Source organism: Arthrobacter sp. BI5 (assembly GCF_056680065.1).
In genome coordinates this window covers 251,994-271,614 of sequence record NZ_CM155264.1, presented here as the reverse complement: position 1 = coordinate 271,614, position 19,621 = coordinate 251,994, and the positions used below count along the sequence as shown (strand labels likewise).

The window sequence follows — 19,621 nt, the reverse complement described above, 5'->3', positions numbered from 1 at the left end:
GGCATAGTCTGCCACCGCCCTCTGACACGGGCGGCGACATGCGGGCCTCAGACGGTGCGAACAACGTCCTCGTAAGCGAACTTCGGCTTCGGGGCGCCCCAGGCATCCTCGGCGGCCTGGCCGATGTTAACCACCATGAAGCTCTTCTGGCCGCCGTCCGGGAAGAACGCTGTGTCGATTTTGCCGAAGTCGGCCCCTGTCATCGGCCCGGCGGAGAGTCCCAGCGACCGTACGGCGAGGATGAAGTAACCCGCCTGCAGGTGGGCGTTGTCGTTCCCGGTGGATGCGGCGAGGTCCGGGGCGGCGTCGTACATGGCTTTGGGGGCGTTGTAGCCAGGAAGGAAGGTATCCCACTGCTCATGCCAGGCGGTATCGACGCTGAGGATCGCGACCAGCGGCGCGGTCGCCGTCTTGGCGCGGTTCCCGGCGGACAGTGCTTCCACCAGCGCGGCGCGGGCCTCCTCCGAGCGGACATAGGTGACGCGCAGCGGCTGGGAATTGAAAGCGGTGGGGCCGAACTTCGTCAGCTCGTAAATGGCCCGGGCCTGCTCGTCCGTGACTTCCCCGGTAAAGGCGTTGGCGGTGCGCGCCTGGGCAAAGATGGCGTCCACTGCTGCGGCGTCGATTACTGCTTCTTCATGGGCGATCGTCATTCGCGTCCCTTTCGCTGGGCTCGCCCCGTCCGGGCGCTTCTGCTGTCCCTAGGTTCAACGGAGGCCCGGGACGGCTCCTTCCCGGCTCACCGGGTGACGTCGCCCACTTCCCCGGAAGGACCACCTCAGGCGGCACTGTCCGGACCGGTCGTCATTCCTGTTCCGCGAGCCGCACCATTCGGAGACTGTCGCGGCGGTACATCGCGGCATGGTCGTCCAGTTCCGGGCGGCCGGTCGCGGCCGCCCGTCCGTCGGAGTAGTCGGCCAGCTCGCGGAGCCTGGCCCCAAGAGTTTCCAGCACGTCCCGGCGAGAGAAGGGGAAACCGTAGGCCGCAATCAGTTCATCCAGGCGGGCCAGCACCTCCGGACCCTCCGGCGCACCCGCTCCGCCGCCTTCGATCAGCGGCGCCAGCTGGTAGGCCAGGTAGCAGAGATCCCAGATCCTCGGCCCGGGCGACGCCGCATCAAAATCGAAGACGCCGGCAAACTGCTTGTCCCGGAACACCATGTTGTAGGGGGCGAAGTCGTTGTGACAGACCACCTCAACCGGTTCATGGGTTGGCAACTGCCAGCTCAGCGGCTCCTGGGCCAGTTCGACGCTGGCGTCGTGCAGCTGCCGGAGCAGTGCCGCCGCGTCCCGCAGGATCGAGCGGTGCCAAATCCATGCCGGCAGCGGATACTGCACCACATCCCCCGGCAGGAACGACAGGATCTCGCGTCCCTGCTCGTCGAGGCCGGCCGCCGCCGGAACCCGGCTGATTCCGCTGGCACGAAGCGCGTCCAGCAAGGCGTGAACGGCCGGCGTCCACGGCCCCGAATTCCTGCGAACGGTGTCCCCCACGCGCACCACGACGCTGGAATTGCCGCCGGTAAGGTTCTCTTCGTTCCCCATCCATCCAAATCTAGACGACGGGCAGTGGCCAGCCGCGGCGGTGCCCCGTCGGCGCCCGGGGCGCCTAGGCGTCGTCGTGCTGGACGGAGGACGAGAGCTCGCGGTGGGCGCTGGCCTGTCCGTGGCGGGAGTGCTCAACCGTCTGGACCCTCACCGGGTCCGTCCCCTTCGCCCGGATTTCGTTCAGCCGCCGGTCGGCCGGTCTGGCGGGAGACCCTCGACGTCGGCGTCCTCTGAAGGGGTGGACGGGGCGAGTTGAGCGAGTTGGGCGGTGATTTCATCTGTCCAGCTGTCGACGGCCGCCCAGTCCCGCAGGTCCCCGAAGCGACCGCCGGTGAGCCGGAAGAGGAGCCGGAGCGGCGCGGGCATCTGGCCGGCTTCGTAGACACCCGACAAGACTTTGTGGCCGCGAAGTGGAACGTCCTGAAATTGAGATCGTTCCAGGCGTTGCTGCTGCAGTAGCGCACCACGCTTGCGAAACAGCTTAGGCAGGGCGTCGGACATTCCGACGCTGAAGGCCCAGACAGGCCGCTGGGCCAGCTCGTGCGCGTGCTGTGAGACGAACATCAAAGCCGGCGGGAGCCACGCCTGGTTGTGGATCGCGCTGCCGACCACGACGGCTTCGTAGCCGGAGACAGCCTCGATCTCCTCCACGGACCGGCACTCCACCGGGCCCAGCGCAACAGCCATGCGGTCAGCTATGTGTTGGGCAATTTCGCGGGTGGACCCCAGAGCACTTGCATAGGCAACGAGAACCTTCATGGCTGAACCTCCTACCTTCCTCGCCCCAGTCTGTTGGAAGCTCGGGCCGGTTGTAACCTGCCATAGGTCCCGCCAAGGGGGCATAGCAGGGACGCGTTGCAAAAGGCGAGGACTCGACGCCGGTGACCCTGTGGTGCGCGGCCGCTCCTATTTGCTTGCGACAGGACTGCTTGTCTAGGGCCGACGACGGCGGCCAAGGGCGATATGTTGGTCGGAAGTCCGCGGGATTTCTAGAGGAAGGACCGGCGAATGATGTTTGCGGATTTAACCGTCCGCCCGGCTGCGCCGGAAGACGCTGGGGAGGTTCGACGGCTGTCGATCGCTTTCACGCCCGGCGCCCGGGATGTGCCGCAGCAGGACTTCGACAGCCGCTACGCAAGCGCCGTTTCCGACGACACTTGGTGCATTGCGGTAGCCCAGTCGGACAGCCGCTTGCTCGGCTACGCCTTGGCTCAGGACTTCGGACCGGGCCTACGCACAACCTTTACTACGGGCCGGGTGCATGACCTGTACGTGGATCCGGAGGTGCGGCGGCTCGGCGCGGGTAAGTCGTTGATGAACTTCATCTTTAGCTGGTCGAGAAACCGGCCCCAGCCGATGATCCTCGACTGGCAGGCAAGACCGTCGGCGGTCGACTTCTACGAAGCCCTGGGCTTCCGGGCGGACCATGTCGGCGACTTTCCGGACCATCCGGGTTTCACCCTTGATTTGCGGATATAGGGCGTCGCGGACAGAAATGGTCCGGCTGAACGGGTGCTGCCGCGAGTACCGCCCCAAGACGACGTAACCACGCCGTCCGACGTCACAGTTTCGTGGGCGTCAGTAGCAGCCACAAAGCACAGCTGCAGCCCGATACTGGGTGCCGCTAATACTGTCATAGCTCCCTGGTTGTATGGGTTCATGGGAACGAGTGCAGCTCTCGCCATTCCTCCGGCCACCCGGGCCGGTGATGCTGTCCAGCGGTGCCGGTGGTGCGGGGCGTGTTGCTCCTGCGCGGCGGTCTTGCCGGCTGTTTCGTTGCGGCGTTTAGTGTCGTAGGTCGCTGGTTGGATGGGTTCATGGGATCCAGTGCAGCTCTCGCCATTCCTCCGGCCAGTCGGCCCGGTGGTGCTGCGCGGTGGGTGCCGGTGGCGCGGGGCGTGTTGCTCCGGTACGGCGATGGTGCCGGCTGTTTCATTGCGGCGGCTTCTGGTGCGGGTATTAGTGTCGTAGGTCCGCGGCAGGATTGATTCATGGGATCCAGCGCAGCTCTCAGCGTTTCTCCGGTCTCCCGGGCCGGTGATACTGCGCGGGGGGTTCCGTCGCTGGGGAGTGTTCTGGGGCAGGTGCGGGAGTTGTGCGCGACGGCGATCGGCGACGCGGCGCGGTTCGGGTTCGCGGAGGCCGCGGAGTACGCCGCCGGGGTCGAGGAACTCTCCCGAGGGCTGGAGTTCCTGCAGCTTGTCGGCGCGGCCGCAGTGGACCGCACCCGGAAGGAAGCCGCCGCCGCGGACTCCCCGGTCCTGGATGACGGTTACCGCAAGAGCGGGGACTTCCTGCGGGACCGGTTGCAGATCACCGGCACCGAAGCGCACCGGAGGCTGTCCCTGACCGCCGCGGTCCTGCCGCGGACCGGGATCACCGGGCAGATCCTCCCGCCGCTGCATGAGGAACTCGCCGCCGCCGTGGCCGCCGGGACCGTGCCGTCCCGGTCTGCGACCATCATCGCCCAGGCCCTGGACCGGGTCCGGCCCCTGTGCGACCCGGCCACGACCGCCCGGATGGAACACTCCCTCACGGCCACCGCAGCCGAGCACGACCCGGACTTCCTGGCCCGGGTCACCCGGCGCTGGCTGGACGCCATCGACCAGGACGGCGCCGAACCTTCCGAGGAGGTCCTGCGCCAGTTACAGGGCGCGTTCATCCGTAAACCCCGCCACGGCCTGCACCACCTGGAAATCTTCGCCACCACCGAACAATTCGAGACCCTCCTCACCGTAATGAACACCGCCACCAACCCCCGCACCACCCCCGCCCAGACAGGCACCGACAGCAGCCCGGCCGCCACAGACAGTGGCCGGGCGGATGGCGGCGTGGAGGCCGGGGCGGACGGCGGCGGGAAGGTGGACGTGGCCGGGGAGGTTACCGGGGCGGAGGGGTTCGTGCCGGGCGGGTTGGACTGGCGGTCCCGGCCGCAGAAATACCTCGACGGCCTGGTCGGCGGCTGCAAAATAGCCCTCGCGTCCGGCGGGCTGCCCGCCACCGGAGGGCACCGGCCCCAGATCATGGTCACCATCGACTACCGCGACCTCCTCGAACGCCTCCTAAACGCCACCAACACCAACGCTGACCCTGCCACCGACAGCCAGACAGGCCCGTTCGCCAGGGCCGTTGACGCCCGCGCCGGCGGACGCGGCACCGGTCCGTTCGGGTTCACCGGAGCCGGGGGCCGCATCCCCGGGACCGGCGCCGGGCCGTTCGGGTTCACCGGCACCGGGGACGCCAGCGGACGCCGCACAGGCCCGTTCGGGTTCACCGGCACCGGGACCCTGGCCTTCACCGGCTCCGTCACCGCCGCGACCATCCGCAAAATCGCCTGCGACGCCGACATAATCCCCATCCTGCTCGGCAGCCAGGGCCGCATCCTCGACATCGGCCGCACCACCCGGATCTTCCCGCCCCACATCCGCAAAGCCATCACCGCCCGCGACCAAGGCTGCGCCTTCCCCAACTGCACCATGCCCGCCACCTGGTGCGAAGCCCACCACATCACCTACTGGTCCCGCGGCGGCACCACCAGCACCGACAATGGCGTCCTCCTCTGCTCCCACCATCACCACCTGATCCACAAAGAACAATGGACCATCCAACTCCGCACCGGAATCCCCTGGTTCATCCCCCCACCCCACCTCGACCCCCACCAAACACCCCAAAGAAACCACTACTTCAGATGCTGAGGAGGGAGCGCGCCAACCCGTGCGTTAGGGCAGGCGCCGGGCGTCACGAGCCTGGAACCAAGTTCCCGTCCGGCTCCTCGGCCCTCCGCTGCGGACTCAGCATTTCGACGAACCGCGTATCGACTTCGAGGTCGCAACCGGAGACAGCCAGGCCGCGGCATTTCGGCGCTCAGCGCCGTCAGCGGTACGGCGTCGTCGTCGAGACCCGGACCATGCGGCTCAGCGGCTCATCGGCTCATCGGCTCATCGGCTCATCGCGCGACAGTCGCCGTTCTGCCCGGCTGCCCGCTCCCGAGACATCTTTGGCCATAAGATCCGGAGTCCCGGCCCTACGCTTAACGGGGTCTCCGTCCTACGCTTAAGTCGCTAAGCCTCAAGTCTCTCCGTTAGGCAGCGAAGGCAGGCTAACAAATGGGCAGTCATGTCATGACGCTGGAGCAAGCGCGCCGCGGGCCTCTCTTCTGGCCGCGAAGGATTCTGGTTGCGCTTTACGTCGCCATGGCCGCGGCTCTGGCTACGATTGTGACCCTCGCAGGCTGTACGGCGACGGCAATGCCCGCCGAGGGACGATACGTTCCACAGACCCGGACCTACTTCATCGGAGCGGACGAGGTCGACTGGAACTATGCGCCTTCCGGAGTAAACCAGAATGCGGGCACACCCTTCGACAAAACCGCGGCCGTCTTCACACAGCAGGGCCCGCAGAGGATCGGCACCACGTACGTGAAGTCGCTGTACCGTGACTACACGGACGCGTCCTTCACGAAGCTCAAGCCGCGCAGCGACGCGGACAGGCATCTCGGCATGCTCGGCCCGGTCATCCGAGGCGTCGTGGGCGACACCATCAAGGTGGTCTTCAAGAACAACCTTGACCGCCCGGCGTCGGTGCACGTCCATGGAGTGTTCTACGACAAGGCCAACGAGGGCGCCCCGTACGAGGATGGCACCGGGGCGTCGGACCACGGTGACGACGCCGTCCCGCCGGGAACCGTTTACACCTACAACTACAAGGTCCCGGACAGGGCCGGCCCCGGCCCGATGGACGGGAGTTCGGTGATGTGGATGTACCACTCGCACAAGGACGAGGTCGGAGACGACTATGCCGGCCTCGTCGGTCCGATGGTCATCACCAAGTCCGACGCGGCCCGCGCGGACGGAACCCCCAACGACGTCGACCGGGAATTCTTCGTCCAGTTCAAGGTCAGCGATGAAAACGCCAGCCCGTACCTGAAACGCAATATCGGACGCTTCGCCGGCGCCCCGGGTTCCGTGGACCCGGCCAATGAAGAGTTCCGCGAAAGCAACCTGATGCACTCCATTAACGGCTATGTCTTCGGCAACCTGCCGTTGGATGCGCTGACCATGAAGAAAGACGAACGGATCCGCTGGTACCTCATGGGCATGGGCACCGAGGTCGATCTGCACACCCCGCACTGGCACGGAAACACCGCGACGTCGCTGGGGATGCGCACCGACGTCGTGAACCTGCTGCCAGCGAGCATGGTGGTAGCCGATATGGTCCCCGACGACGTCGGCACCTGGCTGTTCCACTGCCACGTCAACGACCACCTCAGCGCCGGGATGTCGGTCCGTTACCGGGTGGTTGACGCGGCGAGCCCCGGCAGCGGGAACGGCAGCCATACCGCCCATACGCCCTAAAAGGACCGGGGCGGCGGTCCCTGATCGGTAGGCTCACACCATGGCAAACCCCGGAACCCTCGCCCACGTCCGATCCGCCTACGACGCGTTGGCCGAGACCTATGCGGCGGCGCTTCCCGATACCAGCTTCGAGTCACCCCTTGATGTGGCCATGATCGACGAGTTCTCCGCTCTGCTGCGCTGCGCGCCCGGGCGGAAAGTAATCGACGCCGGATGCGGCGCCGGCCGGATGAGCGCGCACCTCAGCGACGCTGGACTGGTGGTCACCGGAGTGGATCTCTCGCGGGTAATGGTCCAGACCGCTCGGCGGCTTCACCCCGCTCTCACGTTCGACGTCGGCGAGCTGGCTGACCTCCCCGCCGACGACGGCGCCGCGGCCGGCATCCTCGCCTGGTACTCCATAATCCATTCCTCCCCAACAGCCTTGCCCGCGATCGCCCGCGAGTTCTGGCGGGTGCTCCGTCCCGGCGGCCTGGCGCTTATCGCTTTCCAGGCCGGCAGCGGCCGCCGCACCATCGAGCGCGCCTACGGGCACGACGTCGAACTCCGGGCAGAACTGCACGCGCCCGACGACGTGGCCCTCCGTTTCACGGAACAGGGCTTCGTATTGCGCGCGCAACTGCTCCGCGCGGCCCGGTCCATGGAAAAAGACCCGCAGGCGGTCCTCCTTGTGGCCAAACCGCCGGCCCCGTTACCGTGAAGCTGGTGCCAGTGAGCCGGCCCGTCCCGTACCTGTCGCCATTGCCGGAGAGCGGCCGATGCCGCAGACTGACGGAAGAGCAGCGTCAGCGTCAATGAACGGGCTGATGCAAGGCGCTCACCCTCGCCCCAGGACCAGCAAGCCGTCAATACAGAGGAGGCCCCGCCGTGCAGCAGCCTACGCCGGCCAATCCGGATAACGTCCAACGACAACTAGCGATCTTTGACGTAGTCAGACGCGGACGTGGGAAGACCCTGTCGGAGGTCAAGGCCATGCTCACCACGGCGTTCGCAGAACGGGGACTGTCCCGGCAGCCGGAACCCTGGTTGGACGCTGTGGCAGCGGAAGCGTCATATGGCAAGCCTTACATCGTGGATCTCCCCGCCGCAGTGGCCGCCGACAGCATCACCTCCGCCCCCGACCGGCTCGTCGAGGCCAGGCTCGGCGAGCGCCGGCTGCTCCGGGAATCCATACCCGGTGCAGATTCAGGACACGGCGCGGTTGCCCCCACACCCCGGGCTGCCGACACCTCCCTGCGCGGGCTGCTGCGTTTTTCCGCGGCAGCCCTGGCCGCCGTTCTGGCGACCGCGGCAGTCCGTGCGGCCCTTCGTTGGCGAAGGTGAGGCCCGCCCCGGTGTTCCTGTGACGGAGTTGCGGGCGCCACACGGACTCAGGGGCTGAGTCCGGGGCCACGGTTTCCGTAGGCACTGTTGCCCGGGCCGCGGGAGGAGTAGGTTGCTCGGATGGAGGACACGTACCAGGTCATTGTGGTCGGTGCCGGATTCGCGGGTCTAACGGCCGCCAAAGAACTCGGTCGGAAGGGCGTCCGCGTACTGCTCATCGACTCAAATAACTACCACCAGTTCCAGCCGCTGCTCTATCAGGTGGCCACCTCGCAGATCGGGGTCTCGGCCGTGACCCGGCCAATCCGTTCCGTAGTCCGGCGGCTCCGAAGCGTGCGGGTGCTGACCGCCGACGTCGCGTCGGTCGACGTCGGAAACCATGCGGTCACCACCGTTGACGGCGAGACGTTCAGCGCCCAGATCCTCGTCATCGCGGTCGGGGCCGTACCGAACTTTTTCAACACCCCCGGCGCGGAAGACCACGCGCTGCCCCTGTATTCGGTCACCGACGCGACCACGCTCGGCACCGGCCTGACCAGGCTGCTTGACCGGGCCGACCGGGAGCCCGGCGTGCCGGTGGACGTCGTCGTGGTCGGCGGAGGCCCGACCGGGGTGGAAACCGCAGGGGCGCTGGCCGAAAACATCAAATTCGTGGTGACCAAGTACTTCTCCCCCGAGCTCGCAGCGCGGTGCCGGGTGCACCTGGTGGACATGGTTCCGAGCGTGCTCGCCATGTTCTCGTCGAAGTCCCAGGCATACACAACCCAGCGCCTGAAGAAAATCGGGGTGCAGCTGCACATGGGAGTCGGCGTCACCGAGGTCCGGGCCGACGGCGTGACGCTGGCGGACGGAACCGAGATACCCAGCCGGATCGTCGTATGGGCAGGTGGGCTCAAGGCGGGCAACCTCCTGGCCGGCTCCGGACTGCCGCAGGGCAAAGGAGGACGCGTCGACGTCCGGCCGGACCTGACGGCGCCCGGCGCCGAGGGTGTCTATGTGCTTGGCGACGCGGCCAACATCACCGATGCGTCCGGTGCCAAACTGCCGCAGCTGGGCTCAGTCGCCCAGCAGGCCGGGAACTGGGCCGCCCGCAACATCTACGCGGACATCACCGGCGGCACCCGGCAACCGTTTCATTACACCGACAAGGGATACATGGCGATGATCGGACGGGGCGCCGCTGTCGCGGAGCTTGGCCGCAAACGGCTCCAGCTCCAGGGACCCCTGGCGTTCCTGTCCTGGCTCCTGGTGCACCTGGCCCTCCTTTCCGGAACCCAGCAGAAGGTCCGCGCGCTGTTTTCCTGGCTCAACGGCTACATCTTCCACAGCCCGGCGCAGGTGGTCGTCGGAGGAACGGAGCGCGGCCTAGACAAGGGCACCGGGCGCGACCCGCAGCCCGGCCGCTAGCCCACCTGACGGCGCTGTCCCGGACGCGCAATCTCCCTGTAGGATCGGACACTCAGGGCCGGGCGCAGATCCCCGGCATGGCGGCACGGAGGCATGATGAGCGACAATCTGCGTCTCACCCCGGACGAAGAGTTTCCGGAAGATCTGACTGCCGTCGAGGACCAGGAGCTGCAGGTCCTCGACAGCCAGATCCAGCGCCAGCTGGACGTTGAGATCATTGGAGAGGGCGAGCCAAACCCGGAAACGGAATTCCGGCACTATGAGCTGGACGAGGAGTTCCAGACCCGCGACGAAAGTTAGCGCAAACAGCGAAGTGCTCCATCCCGCCCGGATCGTGAAACGCTGGGTACATGGATTTGGAGGTGTCCCCCGCGCTCACCATCCCGGCGGCAGAACTGCGCTGGAGGTTTTCCCGTTCGTCCGGTCCGGGCGGTCAACACGTCAACACCACTGACAGCCGCGTCGAACTGTCCTGGGACATCGGCACCTCTGCGGTGCTCTCCGAGGGCCAGCGGCTGATGCTGGTGACCCGCCTCGGATCACGCCTGGTCGCCGGAGTGATCACCGTGACCGCCTCCGAGCAGCGCTCCCAGCTGCGCAACCGCGAAACCGCCCTGGTGAAACTCGCCGATCTGGTCGCGGAGGCCCTGGCGCCGGACGGTCCCCGACGCCGGCCTACCAAACCCACCCGCGGGTCGAACCGGCGGCGCCTGGCCGCGAAGGGGCAGCGGTCGGAGACGAAACGGCAGCGCAGGCGGCCGTCCGCCGAGTAGCGCCATCGCGGGGCTCTCAGCGGGGCGGGCCCGGCCGGCGCGGTAAAGTGGCACCGGAAGATTCCTTCCCGGTCCCGCCACACATTCTTGAAAGGCTCGCTGCAATGAGCATGCTCGGCACCAAATGGAAGATCCACGGAAACGGCAGGTCCATCCGCCCCGGCGAGGTCGTTAGGCCGGATGAGCGCCTCGCGTGGCCCCTGACCATCGGGGTAGGCATGCAGCACGTGGTCGCCATGTTCGGCGCCACCTTCCTGGTCCCGATCATCACGGGCATGCCGCCGGCCACCACTCTCTTCTTCTCCGGCATCGGCACCCTGCTGTTCCTGGTCATCACCAAGGGCCGGGTGCCCAGCTACCTCGGCTCCTCGTTCGCCTTCATCGCCCCGATCATGGCCTCGCAGCAGCAGTTCGGAATCCCCGGCGCGCTGGGCGGCGTGGTGCTGGCCGGCGTCGGACTGGCCATCATTGGCGCCGTCGTGCAGAAGTTCGGTGCGGGCTGGATCAACCGGCTCATGCCCCCGATCGTCACCGGCGCCATTGTGGGGCTGATCGGCCTGAACCTGGCCCCCGCCGCCAAGAACAACTTCGACGCCGCCCCCATCACCGCCCTGATCACCCTCGCCGTGATCATCGTGGTCAGCGTCTTCTTCCGCGGCATCCTGGGCCGCCTGAGCATCCTGGTCGGCGTCGTGGTGGGCTACCTCGTCGCGATGATCCGTGGCGAGGTCAACTTCGCCAAGGTCGACGCCGCCGCCTGGGTCGGGCTCCCGCACTTCCAGACCCCCGAATTCCACCTCGGCGTTGTGGGCCTGTTCGTGCCGGTGGTGCTGGTGCTCGTGGCGGAGAACATCGGCCACGTTAAGTCGGTGTCCGCCATGACCGGGCAGAACCTCGACGGCGTCTCGGGACGTGCGCTGATGGCCGACGGCGCCGCGACCGTCCTCGCGGGCCTGGGCGGCGGATCCGGCACCACCACCTACGCCGAAAACATTGGCGTGATGGCCGCAACGAAGGTCTATTCGACGGCGGCGTACTGGGTGGCCGGCATCTTCGCCGTTGTGCTGAGCTTCTCGCCGAAGTTCGGCGAACTGATCGCCACCGTCCCGGCCGGTGTGCTTGGCGGCGCTGCGACCATGCTCTACGGCATGATCGGTGTCCTGGGCGTGAAGATCTGGGTGCAGAACAAGGTGAACTTCTCGAACCCGATCAACCTCACCACCGCCGCCGTAGCCCTGATCGTTGGCATCGCGGATTACACCTGGACGATCGGGGACCTGAAGTTCACCGGCATCGCGCTGGGCTCCGCCGCCGCCCTGGTGATCTACCACGGCATGAAAGCCATCGCGAAGGCCCGCGGCACCGTGGCCGAACCGGAAACCGAGGACGCAGCCGCCGTCGGGGCCGTCAAAGCCGCGGTCAACGCCGCCGCGAAGCGCGCGCCCAAGAAGCGCCGCTAACCGCCGCCGCCGCACAGAAAGGCCGGCGCCCTGCCACCATGTGGTGGCTTGGCTTCTAGCGGTCGTTGCAACACCCAGAACTTTTGGGAGTTGCAACGACCGTGTCGTCGTTAACGGGGAAACCACGAGCCAGCAAGAAATACACGCAGGACCAGAAGGATCAGTTCTTCATCGTGTTCGATCGGCTGAAGAACACGCGGGCAGCGGCCAGGGAACTCGGATTCAGTCCCGACACCTGCGCCGCCTGGGTCCGTAAAGCCGGCTTGAAAAGTCATGGGAAACCGGGGGCTTCTCCTCACCCGGGGCGGGATGAGTACTTCCGGCTGCGCGGTACCGGCGTGAACCGGCGGGAGGCGGCCTCGGCGGTAGGCGTGCATCCTAAGACCGCGGCGGAGTGGGACCTCGGGATCCGTAAGTCCAACGGTCGACGCATTTACTCGGATGGGCGCCTAGTCGATTACAAACAAGGTGTGACCACAATGACCACGCCCGCTGCTGCGCCCGGAATGGTGCACATTCCTCCGATGCCGGTGTCGGCGCTGGAGAAGCCCATCGATCCGCGGTTCCTGAATGTGCAGGAGCGGGAACTGATCAGGGATCTGCAGGCCGCAGGGTCCTCGATCAGGGCAATCGCACTAACTCTGGGCCGTGCACCGTCATCGATCAGCCGCGAGCTGCGCCGGAACACCGACGCGGTGATGAGCTACCTGCCCCACGGGGCTCACCGGAAAGCCGCTGCCCGGCGGGCACGGCCGAAAACAGCCAAACTCTCCGTCGACTCGGACCTGCGCGACTACGTGAAGGGCAAACTGCTCATACGCTGGTCACCGGAACAAATCAGCCGCACGCTGGTCGAAGAGTTCCCCGACAACCCGGAGATGCGCGTGAGCCCAGAGACGATTTATCAGGCCCTCTACATCCAAGCGCGAGGAGGGCTCAAACGTGAGGTGCAGGCAGCGCTCCGCACCGGCCGGACCCGCCGCAAACCTCAGAAAAGCGGTGAGCAGCGAACCCCGAGGTTTGTGGACCCGATGGTCACGATTTCCGAGCGCCCGCCGGAAATTGAGGACCGCGCCATCCCAGGCCACTGGGAAGGAGACCTCATCACCGGCGCTCACAACCAGTCAGCGATCGCGACCCTGGTCGAACGCACCACCCGCTACGTGATGCTCGTTCACCTCCCGAATGACCACACCGCCGAGACAGTCCGCGACGGACTAATCAAGACCATGGCAACGCTCCCGGAGCATCTGCGCGGCTCTCTGACCTGGGACCAGGGGGCCGAAATGGCAGGACACAAATCCTTCACCATGGCCACCGACATGCAGGTCTACTTCTGCGACCCCGCAAGCCCATGGCAACGAGGCTCCAACGAGAACACCAACGGGCTGCTGCGCCAGTACTTCCCCAAAGGCACTGATCTCTCCGTTTACGGACCCGAAGACCTCGAACACGTCGCCCAGGAACTCAACGGCCGCCCACGCAAAACGCTCGGCTGGAAAACTCCAGCCGAGCGTTTGCGTGATTTACTACTAACCACCTAACCAACAGGTGTTGCAACGACCCCTAGAAAGCGCCTGGCAGGGCGCCGGCCTTTCGTGTGAAGACGGCGGTCTAGTTACGTCTAGCCGGCGTCGAACGACTCTGCGTCATCGCGGCCGCGGTCCTTGGGTGACTGCTCGTCCGGCAGGTCCGTGCCGCTGCCGTCCGGAATCCCGGCGGCGTCCTGGCCGGATTCGGAGGAGAACGGCCGGCCCGGCTCGGGCTCTTCGGTGTTGGCCGCGTCCATATCCGCTTCCGAGGAGGGCACAGCGCCGCCGCTTTCGGCTGCCGCTTCGTTGCCCGGCTCGAAGCCGGCGTCGATGCTTTCGTTTTCCGCGTTCATCTGTTCCTCTGTTCCTCCGAAGCGTCCGGCTCCGGGTTCTCCTGCACTGTCCTGGTCTTCGGCGCCGAACTGGCTCAGGTCCGGCGCTCCGGCCGGGTACGTCTCGCCGTCCGGGCTGTCCTGGTTGAGGCCCGCGGCGTCGAAGGCCTCCTCGTCGCGCGGCTGGGCGAAGGTCTTCGCGTCCCCGTCCGGCAGTTCCTGCTCCGCGGTGGGGGTGCCGTAGCCGCCTGCTTCTTCCTCAACGGCGCGTCCCTGGTGGTTTTCCTCAGTCATGTCGTTCCTCCTGCTTCCTGGCATGTGGCCGGTCGAATCTGGATGGTCGGATCTAGGGGGTTGTTCACAGGCCCTTGCCGCCAGTCACTGGCAGCACCGCACCGGAAATATAGGACCCGTGGTCGGACGCGAGCAGCACGTAGGCCGGGGCGAGCTCCGCGGGCTGGCCGGCGCGGCCAAGGGGCGTGTCCTGGCCGAAGCTGGGGAGCTTGTCCGGCCATTCAGTCGCCGGAATCAGCGGCGTCCAGATGGGGCCGGGAGCCACGGCATTGACCCGGATGCCCTTCGGTCCCAATTCCTGAGCCAAGGCCTTGGTGAAGGCCACCTGGGCCGCCTTGGTCATGGCGTAGTCGATGAGCTCCGGCGACGGATTGAAGGCCTGGATCGACGCCGTCGTGATGATGGACGCACCCGGCTTCAAATGCGGGACCGCCGCGCGCGCGGTCCACATAAGGGAGTACAGGTTGGTCTTGAAGACCCGGTCGAACTCTTCGGTGGGCAACGTTTCGAAGCTCTCGCGGTTCTTTTGGTAAGCCGCATTCAGCACCAGGACGTCGAGCCGTCCGAACTCTGCCAGCGCATCCTCGACGATCTTCGCGGCAAACTCCTCGCTGCGCCCGTCGCCCGGGAGAAGGAGCGCCTTGCGGCCGGCTTTCCGGATCCACTCGGCCGTATCCCGGGCATCGTCCTCCTCTTCCGGGAGGTAGGAGATGGCGACGTCGGCACCTTCGCGGGCAAAGGCGATCGCCACTGCCTTACCGATTCCGGAGTCCCCGCCAGTGATCAGCGCAGCTTTGCCACTCAGCGCCGCGCTGCCCTCATAACTGTGCTCGCCGTGATCGGGTTTTGGCTCCATCGGAGCTGTGAGTCCGGGCTGTTCCTGGACCTGCTCGGGAAAGGGCCCGGCGTGGTAGCCGCCCCTGGGGTCTTTTGGCTGGTCCTGCTGTTTAGAGTTGCTCAATAGTCCACCTACCCAAATGTGTCGGTTTTCCTGTTCCTCCACCGTACCCGAAAATCGTCAGTAAGCTTAGTACCAAGTTTTGATCCACGTTAGGAGCGATGATGCCAAACGCCGAGGAGACCCGCAAAGACGACCGGGACGAGAGCTTCGACGAGAAGATGGACCGCAACTGGGCGGAGCTCCTGCAGGAGTTGCGGGTGCTGCAGACCGGCGTGCAGATCCTCGCGGGCTTCCTGCTGACCCTGCCGTTCCAGAGCCGTTTCGAGACGCTGGACGACTTCCAGGTGACGCTCTATCTCGCCAACGTCATCCTGGCGGCGCTGACCACCGCACTGATCCTGTTGCCGGTCAGCACGCACCGGCGGCTCTTCCGCAAAGGGCTCAAGGACACCCTGGTGGCCAGCGCGGACCGCATCGCGAAAGTGGCACTGGCCGGCGTCGCGCTCTTGAGCGTGGGCACCTCCGCGCTCGTCTTCGATGTGACGGCCGGACGTGCCGCCGGGCTTACGGCCGGCGCCGCCCTGCTCGCCGTACTGTTGGTCCTGCTGGTGCTGATTCCCAACATGCTTCGCCACCGGGCCCGCCAGGACTAGGCCTTGACGGAAACCACACGTCACACCAACCACCCAGAGCCGGGAGCAAAGATGCGCAAGTGGGCCAAGGAACACGGACTGCTGCTAGCCAACACTGGACTCTTTGTTGTCTTCTTCGGCGGCATGGTCGTCAGCGGCGCGGCCGATTACAGCGAGGACCAGCTCGCCCACGGCCAGTCCGCCGTGGGAATCTTCGAGTATCTGGGCACGGGCGCCTTCCTGGAGGCGACGTTCGAAAACTGGGAGTCGGAGTTCCTCCAGATGGGCATGTACGTCATCCTGACGGTGTTCCTCTTCCAGAAGGGTTCCTCGGAGTCCAAGCCGATGAACAAAAAGGCCCCGCAGGATGAGGATCCGCGGGACGCCCCGATCAAGGCGGCGACACCCTGGCCGGTGCGCCGTGGCGGATGGATGCTCAAGCTTTATGAACACTCGCTCTCCATTATGTTCCTGTTGTTGTTCCTGATGTCGGTGGGACTCCACGCTGTTGGCGGCAGCGAGGAATACAGCGAGGAGCAGCAGGCGCACGGCCAGCCGCCGGTCAGTGTCCTGGGCTATCTCGCGACGAGCCGATTCTGGTTCGAGTCGTTCCAGAACTGGCAAAGCGAGTTCCTGGCCGTCGCGGTGCTGGTGGGCGCCTCCGTCTACCTGCGGGAAAAGGGCTCACCGGAGTCCAAGCCCGTCGCCGAACCGCACTACGAAACCGGGGCCTGACCTCGGGCGGGCGCGCCTTTCGGCAGCGCTTGCCCCATTGCGTGGCCCGTCTTGTGTAGCGTGACCGTTGTCAGCAGACCGTGATCAAGAAGGAGCTTTCCATGGCCAAGGGCGATATCGAGACGTACTACGAAGACGGCGTGTGGAAGAACAAGCGCGAAGGAACCGGGCGCGCTTTTTCCACCAGCGGAACGAAAGACGAGGCGGTCGCCGAGGGCCGGGAAGCCGCCAAACAGGACGAGGTTGAGCACGTCATCAAGAACCAGGACGGGCAGATCGCCAGCAAGAACAGCTACGGCAACGACCCCGCAAACGTCCGGGGCTAGTCCCCGCTAACGGCGAGGGCGGCTCAGGCCCCTTCGAGTACCTGGCTGGTGGCCCAGGCCAGGTACTTCGCTGCTTTCGCGATGGCCTCGGCCGGGCTGGGCGCCACGTCCAGCAGTTGGGCGGCGGCGACCACCCCGTGCCGGGCCAGGTCCTCGGGCGTGACGAGGATCCGGCCGGCGACCATGATCACCGGAATGCCCAGTTCGCGGGCGGCGTCGGCGAGGGCAATCGGCGCCTTGCCGGTCAGCGACTGCGAGTCCAGTGAACCCTCCCCCGTGATCACCAGGTCCGCGTCCGCGAGCTTTGCGGCGAGTCCGGTGAGCCCGGCGACGAGTTCGAACCCGCCTTCCAGCGAGGCGCCACCGAAGGCCAGGAACGACGCCGGGAATCCCCCGGCCGCGCCCGCGCCCGCGACGTTGACGTCACGGCCGGTCGCCTGCCGCAGCACCGAGGCCCAGTTGCGCAGCCCGGCGTCGAGCACTTCCACGGCCTCCTGGTCGGCGCCCTTCTGCGGGCCGAACACGTGAGCGGCGCCGTCGGGTCCGTAGAGCGGGTTCTGCACGTCCACGGCAATCCGGAACTTCACGGCGGCCAGCCGCGGGTCCAGGCCGCTGACGTCCACGGCGGCCACCTCGCCAAGCGACCCGCCGCCGAGCGGCACCACGTTGCCGGCAGCGTCCACGGGCTTCAGGCCCAAGGCGCGCAGGGCGCCGCTGCCGCCGTCGCTCATGGCCGAGCCGCCCACGCCCAGCACGATTTCGGTGGCACCGGCGTCCAGCGCGGCAGCGATCAGCTGGCCGCACCCGTAGCTGTGGGCGCGCAGGGCGTTGGCGGGCGTCGGCTCCATGTGCGCGAGTCCGGAGGCCTGTGCTGTCTCAATGACGGCGGTGGCGCCGCCGAAGGCGTCCTGGCGGATTGCCCAGGCCGCCCCGATCGGCGCCAGGATCGGCCCGACGACGGCGTTCAGGCGCTCCTCGTAGCCTGCGGCGACGGCCGCCTCCAGGGTGCCCTCGCCGCCGTCGGCCACCGGGAACTGGATGGCCTCGGCCTCGGGATAGACGCGCAGGGCGCCCTCGGCAATGGCGGCGGCGGCCTCGGCCGCGGTCAGGGAGCCCTTGAACTTGTCCGGGGCGATCAGGATACGCATGGTTCCATCCTGCCAGCCGGCGCGGACATTTCGCTTCCGAGACAAGGCCGCGCGGGCGGGAGTAACGTGGGCACTTCCGGGCCGCCCGGGGATTCTCCCGTGGACGGCCGTGGCAGTTCCGGCCCGCGCCGCGGGCCCAGCGCGCAGGAGGTAACGGTGAGCATCATGGGACACGCCGGCGGCGGCCGGCCGGGTATTACGGGGCTGGTCCTGGTCCGGCACGGGGAAAGCGAAGGCAACGTGGCCGCCACGCTCGCGCATCAGGCCGGGTCACACGTCATCAACGTTCCGGCGCGCGACGCCGACGTCGGCCTCTCCGACACGGGCCGGGAACAGGCGCTGGCCCTGGGCCGGTTGCTGGCCCGCGTCCCCGAGCAGGGCCGCGCTGCCGTGTGGTCCTCCCCCTACGCCCGCGCCCGGCAGACCGCCGAACTGGCCGTCCAGACCGGCGGATGGCGCGGGCAGATCAGGCTGGACGAGCGGCTCCGGGACCGCGAGCTGGGGATCCTGGACATGCTGACCTCCGCCGGCGTGGAGGCGCGGCTACCGGAGGAAGCTCAGCGACGGCGGTGGCTGGGGAAGTTCTACTACCGGCCGCCGGGCGGCGAATCATGGGCGGACGTAGTGCTGCGGCTCCGCTCGCTGCTGGCCGACCTGGACCGGGAGCACGCCGGGGAGGAGGTCCTGGTGGTCTGCCATGACGCCCTGATCGTGCTGTTCCGCTACATCCTGCAGGGCCTTTCGGAGTCCGAGCTGCTGGACATTGCCGCCACGACCAGTGTCCTCAATGCCTCCGTCAGCCGCTTCGTCCGCGCCGGCGGGGACGGGGCCTGGGAGCTGGAGAGCTTTAACATGGCGGACCACCTGGCGGAGCAGGGCGTGCCCGTCACCGAACACGCAGGAGATGCCGATGTCCACCCGCGCTGAGTCCTCGCCCGTGGTCCAGGTGACACCGACGCTGCTGCGCGGCTGGCCGTTGCCGGGCGGCGGGTCCGGCAAGGATGACCGCGGCTCGGTGCTGGTGGTGGGAGGTGCCCGCAAGACGCCGGGCGCGGCCCTGCTCGCCGGCGTCGCTGCCCTGCGCTCCGGCGCCGGCCGGCTGACCCTGGCGGTGGCGGAGTCGACGGCGGTGCAGCTGGCGGTTGCCTTCCCCGAGTCCGGCGTCGTGGGGCTGCCGGAGACCGCCCGCGGATCGGTCAAGGGTTCCGGGGCGTCGCTGGTGGCGGACGAGGTTGGCGCCGCCGACGCCATCCTGGTCGGGCCCGGCCTGGATGACAAGGACGAGACCCTGGCGTTGCTGCGCGGCTTGCTGCTGCCGGGACGGTCGCGGCCCAAGCGAGGTCCCGCCGTCGTCCTCGACGCCTACGCCTTGGGCTGCCTGCCCGAGCTGGCCGGCGAGTTGAAGCCCTGGGCGGGCCGGCTGATCCTGACCCCCAACGTGACCGAAGCCGGCATCCTGCTGGGGTACGATGTTGAGGACCTCAAGCGGGACGTGCCGAAGATCGCCGAGGCCTACCAGGCAGTCGTGAGCTGCCAGGGCATCATCGCGGCGCCGGGCGGGGACAGCTGGGAAATCACCACCGGACACAGCGGCCTGGGGACCTCGGGCAGCGGCGACGTTCTGGCCGGCGCCATCGCGGGCCTGCGGGCACGCGGCACCACCGATGAGCAGGCCGCCTGCTGGGGCTCCCACCTGCACGCCGCCGCCGGCGACCGGCTCGCCAGCAGGCTGGGGGGACTCGGCTACCTGGCCCGCGAGCTCTGCGACGAGTTGCCGGCCCTGATGGTGGAACTGAGCAGCTGAACGAGGCTGGACTAATCCTAAGCCTGCTGATAATTCTGGATGGGCAGGGCCG

General features: G+C 67.2%; 21 protein-coding genes. 15 read left to right on the top strand and 6 right to left on the bottom strand.

From position 1 onward, the window contains the following. Positions 1-47: 47 nt before the first annotated feature. The 3 genes from AC1MED_RS01320 to AC1MED_RS01310 all read right to left on the bottom strand — a co-directional run bounded on the left by AC1MED_RS01320 (position 48) and on the right by AC1MED_RS01310 (position 2,307). Positions 48-653 (bottom strand): malonic semialdehyde reductase, encoded by a 606-nt coding sequence (locus tag AC1MED_RS01320; protein WP_346958357.1) that lies wholly within the window; start codon positions 651-653, stop codon positions 48-50. A 151-nt stretch (positions 654-804) separates the two neighbouring features. Beyond that, the gene (locus AC1MED_RS01315) at positions 805-1,545 is read right to left on the bottom strand and encodes a phosphotransferase (RefSeq protein WP_479785050.1); all 741 of its coding nucleotides are present in this window, start codon (positions 1,543-1,545) and stop codon (positions 805-807) included. Positions 1,546-1,728: 183 nt separating this feature from the next. Continuing rightward, positions 1,729-2,307, bottom strand: a complete 579-nt coding sequence (locus AC1MED_RS01310; RefSeq protein WP_479785049.1) for a flavodoxin domain-containing protein — start codon at positions 2,305-2,307, stop codon at positions 1,729-1,731. Between the two features lie 249 nt (positions 2,308-2,556). Here AC1MED_RS01310 and AC1MED_RS01305 point away from each other — a divergent pair, with 249 nt between their 5' ends. The 10 genes from AC1MED_RS01305 (at position 2,557) to AC1MED_RS01260 (ending at position 13,409) form a co-directional block, all read left to right on the top strand. Continuing rightward, on the top strand, positions 2,557-3,027 hold the full coding sequence (locus AC1MED_RS01305) for an N-acetyltransferase family protein (RefSeq protein WP_479785047.1): 471 nt from the start codon (positions 2,557-2,559) through the stop codon (positions 3,025-3,027). A gap of 512 nt (positions 3,028-3,539) precedes the next feature. Beyond that, positions 3,540-5,243 (top strand): HNH endonuclease signature motif containing protein, encoded by a 1,704-nt coding sequence (locus AC1MED_RS01300; protein WP_479785045.1) that lies wholly within the window; start codon positions 3,540-3,542, stop codon positions 5,241-5,243. A 552-nt stretch (positions 5,244-5,795) separates the two neighbouring features. Next, entirely contained in the window at positions 5,796-6,902 is a 1,107-nt protein-coding gene (locus AC1MED_RS01295; protein ID WP_479785044.1) for a multicopper oxidase domain-containing protein, read from the top strand. A 40-nt stretch (positions 6,903-6,942) separates the two neighbouring features. After that, positions 6,943-7,602: a class I SAM-dependent DNA methyltransferase gene (locus tag AC1MED_RS01290; RefSeq protein WP_479785042.1), complete on the top strand. Its 660-nt coding sequence runs from the start codon at positions 6,943-6,945 to the stop codon at positions 7,600-7,602. Between the two features lie 371 nt (positions 7,603-7,973). Then, entirely contained in the window at positions 7,974-8,225 is a 252-nt protein-coding gene (locus AC1MED_RS01285; protein WP_479785040.1) for a hypothetical protein, read from the top strand. Between the two features lie 120 nt (positions 8,226-8,345). Continuing rightward, positions 8,346-9,632, top strand: coding sequence for an NAD(P)/FAD-dependent oxidoreductase (locus AC1MED_RS01280; protein WP_479785038.1), 1,287 nt, complete (start codon positions 8,346-8,348; stop codon positions 9,630-9,632). Between the two features lie 96 nt (positions 9,633-9,728). After that, a complete protein-coding gene (locus AC1MED_RS01275; protein ID WP_479785036.1) occupies positions 9,729-9,932 on the top strand; it encodes a hypothetical protein in 204 nt (67 codons plus the stop codon). Positions 9,933-9,982: 50 nt separating this feature from the next. Continuing rightward, positions 9,983-10,405: an alternative ribosome rescue aminoacyl-tRNA hydrolase ArfB gene (arfB, locus tag AC1MED_RS01270; RefSeq protein ID WP_346960952.1), complete on the top strand. Its 423-nt coding sequence runs from the start codon at positions 9,983-9,985 to the stop codon at positions 10,403-10,405. Between the two features lie 104 nt (positions 10,406-10,509). After that, positions 10,510-11,865 carry a uracil-xanthine permease family protein gene (locus AC1MED_RS01265; RefSeq protein WP_479785034.1) on the top strand — a complete coding sequence of 452 codons (1,356 nt, stop codon included), beginning with the start codon at positions 10,510-10,512 and terminating at the stop codon, positions 11,863-11,865. A 338-nt stretch (positions 11,866-12,203) separates the two neighbouring features. Next, positions 12,204-13,409 (top strand): IS30 family transposase, encoded by a 1,206-nt coding sequence (locus AC1MED_RS01260; RefSeq protein ID WP_479786735.1) that lies wholly within the window; start codon positions 12,204-12,206, stop codon positions 13,407-13,409. Positions 13,410-13,489: 80 nt separating this feature from the next. Here the strand turns inward: AC1MED_RS01260 and AC1MED_RS01255 are convergent, their stop codons facing one another. Both AC1MED_RS01255 and AC1MED_RS01250 read right to left on the bottom strand, forming a co-directional pair. Continuing rightward, on the bottom strand, positions 13,490-14,023 hold the full coding sequence (locus AC1MED_RS01255; protein WP_479785033.1) for a hypothetical protein: 534 nt from the start codon (positions 14,021-14,023) through the stop codon (positions 13,490-13,492). A 64-nt stretch (positions 14,024-14,087) separates the two neighbouring features. Next, the gene (locus AC1MED_RS01250) at positions 14,088-14,984 is read right to left on the bottom strand and encodes an SDR family oxidoreductase (RefSeq protein WP_479785031.1); all 897 of its coding nucleotides are present in this window, start codon (positions 14,982-14,984) and stop codon (positions 14,088-14,090) included. 101 nt (positions 14,985-15,085) lie between these two features. On the opposite strand from AC1MED_RS01250, the gene AC1MED_RS01245 reads away from it, so the two are divergent. The 3 genes from AC1MED_RS01245 (at position 15,086) to AC1MED_RS01235 (ending at position 16,617) form a co-directional block, all read left to right on the top strand. After that, complete coding sequence (locus tag AC1MED_RS01245; RefSeq protein WP_346958663.1) at positions 15,086-15,577, top strand: DUF6328 family protein; 492 nt, start codon at positions 15,086-15,088, stop codon at positions 15,575-15,577. Between the two features lie 3 nt (positions 15,578-15,580). Beyond that, complete coding sequence (locus tag AC1MED_RS01240) at positions 15,581-16,291, top strand: DUF6766 family protein (RefSeq protein ID WP_479785029.1); 711 nt, start codon at positions 15,581-15,583, stop codon at positions 16,289-16,291. A 101-nt stretch (positions 16,292-16,392) separates the two neighbouring features. Then, a complete protein-coding gene (locus tag AC1MED_RS01235) occupies positions 16,393-16,617 on the top strand; it encodes a DUF2188 domain-containing protein (RefSeq protein ID WP_479785027.1) in 225 nt (74 codons plus the stop codon). 23 nt (positions 16,618-16,640) lie between these two features. Here the strand turns inward: AC1MED_RS01235 and AC1MED_RS01230 are convergent, their stop codons facing one another. Beyond that, positions 16,641-17,765, bottom strand: coding sequence for a glycerate kinase (locus AC1MED_RS01230; RefSeq protein WP_479785025.1), 1,125 nt, complete (start codon positions 17,763-17,765; stop codon positions 16,641-16,643). Between the two features lie 165 nt (positions 17,766-17,930). Between AC1MED_RS01230 and AC1MED_RS01225 the strand changes: the two genes are divergently transcribed. Together AC1MED_RS01225 and AC1MED_RS01220 are read left to right on the top strand one after the other, a co-directional pair. Continuing rightward, a complete protein-coding gene (locus AC1MED_RS01225) occupies positions 17,931-18,692 on the top strand; it encodes a histidine phosphatase family protein (RefSeq protein WP_479786734.1) in 762 nt (253 codons plus the stop codon). Then, positions 18,676-19,569: an NAD(P)H-hydrate dehydratase gene (locus AC1MED_RS01220; RefSeq protein ID WP_479785023.1), complete on the top strand. Its 894-nt coding sequence runs from the start codon at positions 18,676-18,678 to the stop codon at positions 19,567-19,569. Before AC1MED_RS01225 ends, AC1MED_RS01220 begins: the two co-directional genes overlap by 17 nt. Positions 19,570-19,621 lie beyond the last annotated feature (52 nt).